This window comes from Streptomyces rhizosphaerihabitans (genome assembly GCF_025399795.1).
In the GTDB taxonomy this organism is placed as follows: Bacteria; Actinomycetota; Actinomycetes; order Streptomycetales; family Streptomycetaceae; genus Streptomyces; species Streptomyces rhizosphaerihabitans.
The window spans coordinates 73344-85334 of record NZ_JAODTZ010000016.1 but is presented as its reverse complement, the minus strand read 5'-3'; the positions used below and the strand labels follow the sequence as shown (position 1 = coordinate 85334).

11 protein-coding genes are annotated in these 11991 nt (G+C 71.4%); 5 read left to right on the top strand and 6 right to left on the bottom strand.

Annotated elements, in window-relative coordinates; translation table 11 throughout:
• Positions 1 to 76 precede the first annotated feature (76 nt).
• Positions 77 to 1495 (top strand): DEAD/DEAH box helicase, encoded by a 1419-nt coding sequence (locus N4G66_RS18170; RefSeq protein ID WP_261705180.1) that lies wholly within the window; start codon positions 77 to 79, stop codon positions 1493 to 1495.
• A 255-nt stretch (positions 1496 to 1750) separates the two neighbouring features.
• Here N4G66_RS18170 and N4G66_RS18165 read toward each other — a convergent pair whose 3' ends face one another.
• Positions 1751 to 2203: an iron chaperone gene (locus N4G66_RS18165; RefSeq protein WP_261705179.1), complete on the bottom strand. Its 453-nt coding sequence runs from the start codon at positions 2201 to 2203 to the stop codon at positions 1751 to 1753.
• A 160-nt stretch (positions 2204 to 2363) separates the two neighbouring features.
• Here N4G66_RS18165 and N4G66_RS18160 point away from each other — a divergent pair, with 160 nt between their 5' ends.
• The 3 genes from N4G66_RS18160 to N4G66_RS18150 all read left to right on the top strand — a co-directional run bounded on the left by N4G66_RS18160 (position 2364) and on the right by N4G66_RS18150 (position 5236).
• Entirely contained in the window at positions 2364 to 2963 is a 600-nt protein-coding gene (locus tag N4G66_RS18160) for a TetR/AcrR family transcriptional regulator (protein WP_261705178.1), read from the top strand.
• A 195-nt stretch (positions 2964 to 3158) separates the two neighbouring features.
• The gene (locus tag N4G66_RS18155; RefSeq protein ID WP_261705177.1) at positions 3159 to 4079 is read left to right on the top strand and encodes a helix-turn-helix domain-containing protein; all 921 of its coding nucleotides are present in this window, start codon (positions 3159 to 3161) and stop codon (positions 4077 to 4079) included.
• Between the two features lie 185 nt (positions 4080 to 4264).
• Positions 4265 to 5236, top strand: coding sequence for an SMP-30/gluconolactonase/LRE family protein (locus N4G66_RS18150; protein ID WP_261705176.1), 972 nt, complete (start codon positions 4265 to 4267; stop codon positions 5234 to 5236).
• Positions 5237 to 5333: 97 nt separating this feature from the next.
• Here the strand turns inward: N4G66_RS18150 and N4G66_RS18145 are convergent, their stop codons facing one another.
• From N4G66_RS18145 to N4G66_RS18135, 3 genes are all read right to left on the bottom strand, one after another.
• Positions 5334 to 6974, bottom strand: a complete 1641-nt coding sequence (locus N4G66_RS18145; protein WP_261705175.1) for a WD40 repeat domain-containing protein — start codon at positions 6972 to 6974, stop codon at positions 5334 to 5336.
• 408 nt (positions 6975 to 7382) lie between these two features.
• On the bottom strand, positions 7383 to 8288 hold the full coding sequence (locus tag N4G66_RS18140) for an LLM class flavin-dependent oxidoreductase (RefSeq protein WP_261705174.1): 906 nt from the start codon (positions 8286 to 8288) through the stop codon (positions 7383 to 7385).
• Between the two features lie 145 nt (positions 8289 to 8433).
• The gene (locus tag N4G66_RS18135) at positions 8434 to 9453 is read right to left on the bottom strand and encodes an aldo/keto reductase (protein WP_261705173.1); all 1020 of its coding nucleotides are present in this window, start codon (positions 9451 to 9453) and stop codon (positions 8434 to 8436) included.
• Positions 9454 to 9637: 184 nt separating this feature from the next.
• Here N4G66_RS18135 and N4G66_RS18130 point away from each other — a divergent pair, with 184 nt between their 5' ends.
• A complete protein-coding gene (locus N4G66_RS18130; RefSeq protein ID WP_261705172.1) occupies positions 9638 to 10231 on the top strand; it encodes a TetR/AcrR family transcriptional regulator in 594 nt (197 codons plus the stop codon).
• 74 nt (positions 10232 to 10305) lie between these two features.
• On the opposite strand, the gene N4G66_RS18125 is transcribed toward N4G66_RS18130, so the two are convergent.
• Both N4G66_RS18125 and N4G66_RS18120 read right to left on the bottom strand, forming a co-directional pair.
• Complete coding sequence (locus N4G66_RS18125) at positions 10306 to 11064, bottom strand: ABC transporter permease (protein ID WP_261705171.1); 759 nt, start codon at positions 11062 to 11064, stop codon at positions 10306 to 10308.
• Entirely contained in the window at positions 11054 to 11986 is a 933-nt protein-coding gene (locus N4G66_RS18120; protein WP_261705170.1) for an ABC transporter ATP-binding protein, read from the bottom strand. Before N4G66_RS18120 ends, N4G66_RS18125 begins: the two co-directional genes overlap by 11 nt.
• Positions 11987 to 11991: the final 5 nt, after the last annotated feature.

The window sequence follows — 11991 nt, the reverse complement described above, 5'->3', positions numbered from 1 at the left end:
TTCGAAGTCGCCGGGGCCCGTACCAAGGGGTACGGGCCCCGGGGCGTTCCGGGCGTCAGACTGAGGAAGGTTCCCCATGAACGCGAAGCCGCCGGCCCCTGGACTCTCCGACGCCGGCGAGCACCAGCCGACGACAGCGGCGGAGGGCGACGTCCCGACGCCACAGGCCCTGGCCAAGGGCCTGCCTCCGGCCGCGTCGTTCGACGCCCTCGGCCTGCCGCCGGTGCTGGTGAACAAGATGACCGGCCTCGGGGTGACGGAGCCTTTCCCGATCCAGGCCGCGACGCTGCCCAACGCGCTGGCCGGCCACGACGTCCTGGGCCGGGCACGGACCGGGTCCGGCAAGACGCTGGCCTTCGGACTGGCCCTGCTCGCCCGGACGGCAGGTCGCCGAGCGGAGTCGAAGCGGCCGCTGGCGCTGGTTCTGGTACCGACCCGGGAGCTCGCACAACAGGTGAGCGACGCGCTGGAACCGTACGCGCAGACCTTGAACGTGCGACTGGCGACGGTGGTGGGGGGCCTGTCGATCAACCGGCAGCAGGCCCTGCTGCGGACCGGCGTCGAGGTGCTCATCGCGACACCGGGGCGGCTGACCGACCTGGTGTCACGCCGGGACTGCATCCTGAACCACGTGCGGATCACGGTGCTGGACGAGGCGGACCAGATGTGCGACCTGGGCTTCCTGCCGCAGGTCTCGGAACTCCTTGACCAGATCCCGGCCGACGGACAGCGGCTGCTGTTCTCGGCCACGCTCGACCACAACATCGACCAGCTCGTACGGACCTACCTTCACGACCCGGTTCCCGCCTCGGTCGACCGGGTGGCGGGCTCGGTCACCACGATGGAACACCATGTGCTGAACATCCACGCCGCCGACAAGTACGCGACGGCGACCGAGATCGCCGCCCGCGACGGCCGGGTGCTGATGTTCCTGGACACCAAGGCCGGCGTGGACCAGTTCACCCGACATCTGCGGGCCAGCGGCATTCGGGCCTCCGCGCTGCACAGCGGGAAGTCGCAGCCGCAGCGGATGCACACGCTCGCCCAGTTCAAGAACGATGAGATCAACGTGCTGGTGGCCACCAACGTCGCCGCCCGGGGCATTCACATCGACGCGCTCGACCTCGTCGTCAACGTCGACCCGCCCGCCGACGCCAAGGACTACCTGCACCGGGGCGGGCGCACGGCGCGCGCCGGGGAGTCCGGGAGCGTGGTCACCCTGGTCACGCCCAATCAGCGGCGCGATGTGAACCGGCTGATGTCCGAGGCCGGTATCCGGCCGACCGTCACCCAGGTGCGCTCGGGCGAGGCGGCGCTGACCGCCATCACCGGCGCCAAGCGCCCGCCGGCCGGGCCGAAGACCAGCACCGGCAACGCGCCCTTCCGCGGTATGGGCACCCGTCCGGGACGCCCCGCCAAGGAGTCGCGCAAGACCGCGGACGCCCGAAAGGCCGCCGAGGCCCGTGCGGCGGCCCGGGTGCGCAAGGGCCGCTGACATCGGACGGAACCGTCCTGGGCCCCGGTCGGGTTCCGCGGCGCTCGCGCGCGGCATCCTCTAGGCGGCCGCCCAGGAGTGACCGACCGCGAAGTGGTACGGAAGGGCCCGGGGCATGACGCTCCGGGCCCTTCCGTTCGGTCGCTCCGGGTGGGGGTGTGCGGCATGCACACACTGCCCCGGCCAGGGACCGGAGCGCGGCCCGCGCGGTGACGCGGGTCCTGGTGCGGGTGCGAGGTGCGGGTGCGGTGCGCCTCAGCTCACCGCCTGCTTCACGAGCGCGCCGATCCGCGTCTCCACCTCGGCCGTCAGCTCGGTCAGGGCGAACGCGGTGGCCCACATCGCGCCCTCGTCCAGCTTCGCCAGATCACTGAACCCGAGTGTCGCGTATCGCGCCTTGAACTTCTCCGCGCTCTGGAAGAAGCAGACGACCTTCCCGTCCAGCGCGTAGGCGGGCATGCCGTACCAGAGCTTCGGCGCGAGGACGGGAGCGCCGGCGGTGATGACGGCATGGACGCGCTCGGCCATGATCCGGTCGGAGTCCTGCATCTCGGCGATCTTCGCGAGTACGTCCCGCTCCGCCTCGGCCGCCTTGTCCGCGCGCGAGCCGCGGCGGGCCTCCTTCTTCAGCTCCTGGGCATGGTCCTTCATGGCGGCCCGTTCCTCGGCCGTGAATCCCTCGTGTTTGCCGCTTTCCGTACTGCTCATGGCAGAGCTCCCCTCGAGGATCCGATGTGCGGAATGCCGGGCGCGCAGATGGAGACACGCCGCCTTCCATCATCGGCACGGGCCGTGCCGATGATGGATGAATATTCCGCGCAACCCCCGGCATTGTCAACGGCACGGCACGTGCCGATAAACTGGCCCCATGACCGACCCGCCCGCCGCGCCACGACGCCGAGGTGCCGCGCGCACCGACGAGCTGCTGCAGGCAACCCTCGATCTGGCCGCGGAGGTCGGGTACGCGGGCCTGAGCATCGAGGCCGTCGGCCGCCGGGCCGGAGTCGGAAAGCACACGATCTACCGGCGCTGGCCCTCGAAGGCGGCGCTGCTGCTCGACGCGCTCAGCCGTGTGTGGACCAGCGACCTGGACTACCGCGACACCGGGGACGTCCGCGAGGATCTGCGCGAGCAGTTCTTCCGTTCGGGCGTCGCCCTCTCCAGTCCGCCGATCGGTCCCGTCTACCGCGCGGTCATCGCCGAGGCGCAGGGCGATTCCGCGCTGCGGGCGACCCTGCACGAACGCTTCCTTGCCACCGTCGAGCAGCGCACCCTCGACCGGATCACCCGCGCCCAGCGCACCGGCGAACTGGCCGCGGAAGCGAACCTGGAATTCGCCGCCGAGGTGCTGTGCGGCGCTCTTTACTACCGCAGCCTGCTGTCGACCCGTCCCATCGACGAGGACGCGGTCGACGGTCTCCTGGACATGTTCATGGCCGCCTACGGAACCACCGGCCAGACCGGGTGAGACCTGTCCTCCGGGTCCGGGCGTCCGGGTGTCCGGGGCGGGATCCATCGCCGGACCGAACCCGGTCGGCCACGCTCCGCGAGCGGGGAGCCCGACCCGGGGCGCCGGGGCGCCGCGAGTGAGGAGCCGAACCCACCGGTTCCTACCCACAGTTGGGGCAGGCTGTCCGTCCGGAGTCGGCCCATACTCGGATCCATGACCGGAAAATCGCAGCTCGGGGACTTCCTCCAGGCCCGGCGCTCCCAACTGCGCCCGGAGGACGCCGGGGTGACCACGTACGGGGAGCGGCGCCGTGTGCCGGGGCTTCGGCGTGAGGAGCTGGCGCTGCTCGCCGGAGTGAGCGCCTCCTACTACACCCGGCTGGAACAGGGGCAGTCGCTGAGCGCCTCGCCCGAGGTGCTGGATGCCATCGCGGGTGCGCTGCGTCTGGACGAGTCCGAGCGCGGCTACCTGCACGACCTGGCGCGGGCCGACCGGCCTCGCGCCCGGCGCCGACGGCCCGCGCCGGAGCGAGTGACGCAGGCGACAGGACAGTTGCTGGACGCGCTGGCGGACACTCCGGCGATCGCGCTCGGCCTGCGGGGTGACGTGCTGGCCTGGAACCCGATGGGCCACGCCCTGTTCGCGGGGCACCTGGATCCCGGCACCCCCGACTCGCCGGACCGACGCCCCAGCATGGCCCGACTCGTCTTCCTCGACCGTCACACCCGCGACCTGTACGCGGACTGGCCGAGCAAGGCCCGAGCGGTGGTCGGCAACCTCCGCCTGGTGGCGGCCCAGCATCCGCAGGACACCGCGTTGCACACTCTGCTGGGTGAACTGAGCGCACAGAGCAGCGAGTTCGCCTCGATGTGGGCCGACCATCGCATCAAGGCGTGCACCGTCGCGTCCTATGAGATGCGGCATCCACTGGTCGGTCCACTCACTGTCCTGCAGCAGACCCTGAGCCACGGGCCGGGCCCCAGCGTCGTGATCGCCACGACCGAGGCGAACTCGTCCTCGCGAGCGGCGCTGACTCTCCTCGCCCAGGTCGCCGTCCCCCTTGCCGGTCGGGACCCCGTCCAGGCCCACCCGCCCCACCCGGCGCGAACGGGCGCCGCTGCCGCCACCGACTGACCCCGCACCGCCGCGCTCTCCGCTCGCCCGGAACCTCCGAGCGCCTGTCCTGTCCGGGCCGGCTCGTCCCACAACCAGCCACCGCCCAGAGCCGGTTCGGGGCCCGCATACCGAGCGGAACTCACTCACCCACCCCCGCGCATCGGCCTGTCACAGCCGCATGCCCGAATACAAGTGAAGGAACCATGTCCAAGAAGCTCTCCGCGCCCGCTCTGTCGACGGCCGTCCTTGCCGTGGCCGCTGTCGCCACCGCGACACTCACCCCCGTACCGGCGTCGGCGGTCTCCGCCCCGCTGGACAACGCACGAATCGCCGTGCACTTCGACCTGGCCGAGGGCCAGACGCCGGAGAACATCGCCCTGACGCCCCGCGGCACCGCATACGTCACGTTCGCCCAGGGTCGTCAGATCGCCGAGATCTCCGCCAAGGGCTCGACCCGGATTCTGGCCACCCTGCCCGAACCCGCAGACGGCGGCGTCCACACCCCCGTCCTCGGCTTCCCACTGACCTCGGGCATCGTCCGCGCCCACGACGGCACCCTGTACTTCCTGTACGCCACCGGCACGCCCGACCTGACCGGCGTATGGCGCCTGCGCGCCGGCGGCGAACCGCAGCGGATCGCCGAGCTGCCCGCGGACGGCCTCCCCAACGGCCTGGCTCTGGACCCGCGCACCCGCACCCTGTACGCCGCCGACTCCGCACTCGGCACCATCTGGAGCGTGCCCACCTCGGGCGGCACAGCCACCGCCTGGTCCACCGCCCCCGAACTGGCCTCCACCGGGTTCCTCGGCGCCAACGGCCTGAAGGTCCACCACGGAGCGGTCTGGGTCACCAACCTCGACAAGGGCACCGTCCTGCGCATCCCCGTCCACCACGACGGGCGCGCCGGTTCGGTCCGCACCCGGGCCACCGGTCTGCCGGGCGTCGACGACTTCGCCTTCACCGGCCACGGCGACCAGCTCCTGGCCGCCCTGGACGGCCCGAGCGAGGTCGCGCTCGTCCAGCCCGACGGCAGCCACTCCACCGTGCTGAACCCCGCCGACGGCCTGCAGAACCCCACATCCATCGCGCTGCGCGGCGATGCCGTCTACGTACTGAGCGCGGGCTGGATCACCGCGAAGGACCCCAACCTGATCCTGGCCCACCTCAACGAATAGGACCTGTCCGGTCGAACCGTGGGGATCAGCTCTCCAACTGGACCGCGACAGACGGACGCACACGCCCACGCACACCCACGCACACCCGCGCGCGAAGTCAGGGAACGACAGTGGCCGCGTCCCACACGATGAGGGTGCCTTCACGGTCCATTGTCAGCAGGTACTTCCGGTCGGGTGACATGTGGCACTCCAGAACGTTGTCCGTGTGGACTTCGAGCGTGCGCAGAAGGTCACCGGTGCGGATGGACCGGATCTGCACGCGCCCGAAGTCGGGCACGGCCAGCCAGTCGTCGGTCGTGACGAAATCGGTGCCTCTCTGCGGCAGCGTGAAACGCTCCTCCCCGCCGGGCAGTTCCACCACCCGGATGCCGTACACGTCGCCGATCGCGATCCACGAGCCGTCCGCGGCCATACCGAGCCGGTTGACCGCGTGCGGATGATCGGGCAGCTCCGCGATCCGGCGGCCGGTACGCGGGTCCCAGAGCCCGAGTTGACCGCGCGCGTTCCCCATGGCCAGAGCCGACCCGTCGGCGGCGAGGGCCAGATGCCCCACCTGCCGGGCCAGAGGCTTCGTACGCAGGCGTTCGCCGGTGAACGGGTTGACGAGGTCGCCGGTGGCCGCGTCGTAGGCGAGCCACATGTCGTCGGGGCCGTACACGGAACCCGTCACATGGCCGGCTTCGAACGGGATCCGCTCCTCGCCGTCGGCCGCGTCCCACGCGCGCGCTCCCTCACCGGCGGACCGGGTCATGATGAAGCTGCCGTCCGGAGCCACGGCGCAGTGGTATCCCACCTCGGGCTGGGCCGGGATCACCCGTCGTACGGCCCGGGTCGCCACGTCGTAGATCCTGATGTGCTTGTCCCGGCCGACCGCCACCAGCCAGGTGTTGTCCGGTGACATGGCGAAGTCCTGGGTGAACCGCGGTAGTTGCAACACCGCGTGCAGCCCCTGCGGCTCCCGGGCGGCGAGGGCGGCGACCTGCCCGGCGTGGCCCAGGGCTTGCAGCAGCTCTTGGGCCAGCTCCCCCGGATCGTGGGGTACGTCGGGATCCAGCCCGCTGACGACCCCGTCGATCACCGAAGCGGTGGCCCTCGACTCCGGGGAGTCGACCAGCGTCAGATCGGCCAGCAGTCCCCGTACCTCGAGCCGTTGGATCCTGGCGATCTGCCAGCGCGGATCCGCGAGCAGCGCCGCGGCCCTGCCGGGATCGCAGTGCCACATGTGCCACACCAGGTTCCGCCACCAGTACCCGGCCAGAAGGGGCAGATCCAGCCAGGTGCCGCCGGGCTGCGCCAGTGCGCGAGCGTTGTCGAGGAGTCGCTCGTGCCACTCGGCCTCCTGGTCCGCCGGCCAGCGTGACCTCAGGCGGTCGTGCAGTCCTACGGGGACGGTGACCCGCATCCTGCCGTCGTCGGCCGGGGCGATGGTGACGAGTCGCGCGTCACGGAGACGTTCGAGGAGGTTCAGGGTGAAGGCGTAAGGTCCTCCGTCCACCCCGGTCCAGGCCTCCTTGACCTCCGTCACGCCCAGTTCGACGCCAGGGCGAAGTGCCGACAGGCGCCGGGCATCGAGAGACTCACGCAGGTTGAGCACAGACGTCAGCGCGGTGCCGATCCGGTCGTCGCCCCAGTCCTTGTGGCCGGTCGCCTGCTCCCACTCCTCGGCGTCGCGCACCCTGCGCATGGCCTCGTACCGACGTAGGCGCCACCCGTCCCACATCGCCCACGGTGTTCTCATCGCCCGTGCCCCCGCCCGCAGATGGAACGTCGGTGAAACCACTCGAACGCCTGCGCGTAGGCATTCCCTTGAGCGCCTCGCACGAACCCGCCGCAGTCGTCGGCATCAGTCGGCATCCGTCCGCGCGACGAACCACGTCGATCGCTCCGCGTCACGGCGCCGGAGACGGTTCCGGCGAGGGACCGCGACCCTCGCTCTGTCCGGCACCCGCACCCGCTGCCTACGTGTCCTCATCACGGGCAACACCGGCCGGCCCGCGGGGCAGTTGTCCGAACTCGAGGCCTGCACCGGCCGAGTACGGCGACCTTCCTTCGCGTCGGTGGCGGCCCCACCCGGAACTCCGCCCCGGGCGGGGCCGTCGGAGTCCGCTCCCGATCCCCTCACACGAGCGGGTCAGCCACGAATCGATCAGGCACGAGCCGGTCCGGCACGAGTCGGTCCGGCCGACGCGCCGATGAGCTCGTCGGCGACCCACCGTGCGACCTCGGCGGGGTAGGGCGCCGAGAGTCCGAGGACGATATGCCCGAAGCCCGCCGCGAGCGCTTCACCGATCGCGTCCCGGGTCGCCTCGGGCCGGTCGTAGGAGACGGGCAGGACCATCGAGCGGGCGATCGAGGCGGGGTCGCGACCGATCTCGCCGCAGTAGCGGTCAAGGAGCGCGCTGCGGCCGACGGCGTCCTCGATGTCGCCGCCGGGGATGTTCCACAGGTCGGCGTGCTCGGCGACCACGCGCAGCGTCGCGGACGAGCGTCCGCCGATGAGGATCGGCGGGTGGGGGCGCTGGACGGGTTTGGGGTTGCCGAACGCTCCGGTGAGCTGGTGGTGGGTGCCGTGGAAGTCGAACGGTTCCGCCTCGGTCCACAACCGCCGGATCACCGTGCAGGCTTCGGCGAGGCTCCCCACGGCGTGCGCGGAGTCGTGGAAGGGCAGGCCGTGGGCTTCGTACTCCCGTCGGGCCAGGGGATGTCCGGGGCGCGAGCCGGCGCCGATACCGAAGTCGAGCCGTCCGCCGGAGACGATGTCGACGGTCGCGGCGATCTTGGCGAGGATCGCGGGAGGCCGGAACCGGTTGCTGGTCACCATCACGCCGAGCCGCAGTCGTCGGGTCTGCGCGGCCAGGGCGGAGAGCAGCGTCCAGCCTTCGTAGGCCGGGCCGCCCGGATCGCCGAAGATCGGCATGAGGTGGTCGAACAACCACGCGTGCTCGATCTGCGGGACGGTGTCCGCCTCGCGCCAGACCCGTAGGACGTCGTGGTAGTCGACCTGCGAGGGGGCGGTCATGATTCCGAAACTGGGCCGGGGTGTGTGCGGCATGGGGTCGCGGATCCTTTCGGCACCGGCAACGCCGACGGGGGCGCACCGGCAGGACGGAGAAGGAACGGTCCCTCGCAAGGCACCCGCGCGATGCCCGCCGTCTCGGGAGCTGCGGGCGCGGACGAGGAGGCCGTTCTCCGGACGGTCAGCGGCGTCGCAGTGACGGGTCGAGGAGCGCGGGCGGAGTGTCGAACTTCTCGTGGGCGGCGAGGTCCGTGCCAGGGGCGACGATCGCGTCGATCGCGTCGAGTACGTCGGCGGGGAGCACGGTGTCGGCCGCGGCGAGCTGCGCGTCCAGGTGGTCCGGCGTTCGGGGGCCGATGAGCGCGCTCGTCACGGCGGGATGCGCCGTCACGAATCCGAGCGCGAGCTGGATCATGGTCAGGCCGGCCCCGTCGGCGACTTCGGCCAGTTTCTCGACGGCGTCGAGCCTGGCCCGGTTGGCGGGGATGGTGGTGTCGAACCGTTGCGGCATGAGCGTCGAGCGGCTGGTGGTGATCTCCCGGCCCGCACGGACCGCGCCCGACAGCCAGCCCGAGGCCAACGGGCTCCAGGCCAGGACACCGAGCCCGTACTGCTCGGCCACGGGCAGGACATGGGTCTCGATCCCGCGCTGCAGGATCGAGTAGCTGGGCTGTTCGGTGACGTAGGGCCTCAAGTGATGTTCGCGGGCGGCCCATCGGGCCTGCACGAGGCGGTAGGCGGGGAAGGTCGAGGAGCCGAAGTAGCGGATCTTTCCAGCGCGTTGCAGGTCGGTGAGGGCCGACAGCGTCTCCTCGTCGCTGGTGCCCGGGTCCCACCGGTGGATCTGGTAGAGATCGACGTGGTCGACACCGAGTCGGCGCAGGCTGTTGTCCAGTTCGGTGACCAGCCAGCGGCGCGAAGAGCCCCGGTGGTTGCGTTCGTCGCCCATGGGCATGGCCGCCTTCGTGGCCAGCACGATGTCGTCGCGGCGGCCCGCGATGGCTTTGCCGACCATCTCCTCCGACTCGCCGTCGCCGTACATGTCGGCGGTGTCGATGAGGTTGATCCCGCCGCCGAGGGCGGCGTCGACGATGGCGGTCGCCTCGTCCTGGGTGGTACGCCCGATCCTGCCGAAGTTCATCGCGCCGAGCGCGAGGGTACTGACCTGCACGCCGGTGCGGCCCAAGGTGCGGTACTGCATGACCTGTCTCCTCCATTGCGGGTGAAGCGTGGTGGCAGCGTGGATTGGTTGTCGGGTCCCCGGTCTGCCATCATGAACAAACGGAACACCGTCCCGTTTGACGATACGGAACACCGTCCCGGTTAGCAAGGCGATACGGAACGATGTCCCGCTTAGCGGGTTCGGCCACGGAGGGAAGGGCGCGATGAGCGACAGTGACGAGAGGGCCGCACCGCAGGCGGCCCGGCCCAGACGGGCCGACGCCCGGCGCAACCAGGAGACGCTGCTCGACGCGGCCGCCGCGGTCTTCGCCACGTCGGGCGTGGAAGCGCCCGTACGTGACATCGCGGCCAGGGCCGGCGTCGGCACGGCCACGATCTACCGGCACTTCCCGACGCGGGCGGATCTCATCGTCGCGGTCTACCGGCACCAGGTCGAAGCCTGCGCCGAGGCGGGACCCGTCCTGCTGAGGGACTGCGCGTCCCCTCATGCCGCGCTGGCCCGATGGATCGACCTCTTCGTCGACTTCCTCGTCACCAAGCACGGACTCGCCGCCGTTCTGCAGCCCGACAACACGGCCTTCGACGCCCTGCACACCTACTTCCTCGACCGCCTCCTCCCCGTGTGCGCCCAACTCCTCGACGCCGCGGCCGACTCCGGCGAGATCCGCCCCGGCCTCACGGCCTACGAACTGATGCGCGGCGTCGGCAACCTCTGCATCGGCGCCCACAACGACCCTCGCTACGACGCACGACGGCTGGTCGCGCTCCTCATCACGGGCCTGCGCCGACCCCGCTGACCGCGCGCCCGACCCGATCCCGTCGATCTCCTTGAACTCCCGATCCAGGCAAGGGAGTTCAAGGAGGTGCTCACCTAGAGCGCCACCAGCCGACCGCTGCGGCCCTGCAGCCGGACCGAGGCCACGGCGCCGCAGACCAGAGCCACGCCCAGGAGCGCTCCGCAAGCCAGCGCCACGGTGTACGTGTCACCGGCGAGGGCGGCGTGCAGACCGCGAACCGCCCAGTAGCCGGGCGAGGCCGGGGCCACGTCCGAGACCCACACCGGCAGAGCGGCGAGCGGGACGAGTGCGCCGCCGACGCTGCTCAGCAGCATGCCGCCGATGTCGTAGGCGGCCGAGAGCGCACCCGTGCTGCGGACCAGCACGCCGAGCAGCGTGCCGAGTCCGAGCAGCGTGCAGCTCCAGCTGAGCAGAACACCCAGCAGCAGGAACGGGTGCGGAACACGCAGGCCGAAGACGCACACGCCGAAGCCCACGACGAGGAACTGCTGGGCGAGCAGGACCGCGAGGACGGGGACGGCCTTGCCCGCGAGCAGCTCCGCGGGATGCAGAGCGGTTCCGCGCAGGCGGTCCCAGGTACGGCCGAGCCGTTCGGTGAGGATCGCGTTGCCGCAGATGCCGAGGGCGAGCAGCGAGAAGGTGACCAGCGTGCCGACGACCGCCTGTTCCGTGCCGGCCGTACGGCCTTGACCCGCCAGGTAGAGCGGGCGCAGCAGCGTGATGAAGACGAGCGGCAGGATCATCCGGCTCAGTACCGGTCCGGGTTCGCGCGCCATCAGCAGCGCGTTGTGGCGCACCAGCACGCCCAGGCGGGCGGCGGACTCACGCGGCATCACGGACCCCCGTCCCCCTCTCGGCCGCCGCCCGCCCCTCGGCCGCCGCCCGCCCCTCGGGCGCCGCCTTCCTGTCGGCCGCCGCGATCTCCATGGACCGGTAGAGGTCGTCGAGTCCGGGGCGGCGTACGTCGACGGACACGGGCGTACGACCGGACGCGAGCAGGGCCGCCAGATCGGCACCGGGGTCCGTGGTCGGCCGGCGCAGCTCGGGTTCGGCCGGGTCGGCGAACGTGACCCTGAGTTCGCCGGGCAGGTGGCGGGTGAGCTCTTCCTGGGTGCCGCGCGCGATGATCCGCCCGGCCCGCGCGAGAGCCAGCGTGGCGTCGAGGTCGACCAGTTCCGGCAGGTAGTGGGTCGTGTAGACGACGGCGGCGCCCGCCTCGGCCCGAGCCCTGACGGCGCTCAGCAGAGCCGAGCGGGTTTCCGGATCGGCTCCGACGGTCGGCTCGTCCAGGAGCAGGAGCGGCGGTGCGCCGACCATGGCGGTGGCCGCCTGGACCCGGCGGCGCTGCCCCCCGGAAAGGGCGCCTACGGGCCGGTCCGTCACGGCTGTCAGGCGAAGCTCCTCCAGGACCTGGGCGATCTCCGCGTCCCGGTGCCGTCCACGCAGCCCAGCGAGCCCGGCGAACAGCCGCACGTTCTCCCGCACGGTGGCAGTGCCGTACAGAGCCAGCTCCTGCGGAGCCACACCGAGGAGCCGCCGTGCGGCCCGGCCGGCACGCAGTGCGTCGAGCGTCGCGATGCTGATCCGGCCCGTGTCGGGGCGTACGAGACCGGCGACGATCTCGACGAATGTGGTCTTGCCGGCCCCGTTGTGACCGATCAGGCCCACGATCTCACCCGCCTGGACCGTCAGGTCGAAGCCGTCGAGCGCGCGACGCGGCCCGTAACGCTTCACCAGTCCTTCTGCGATCAGCATCCATC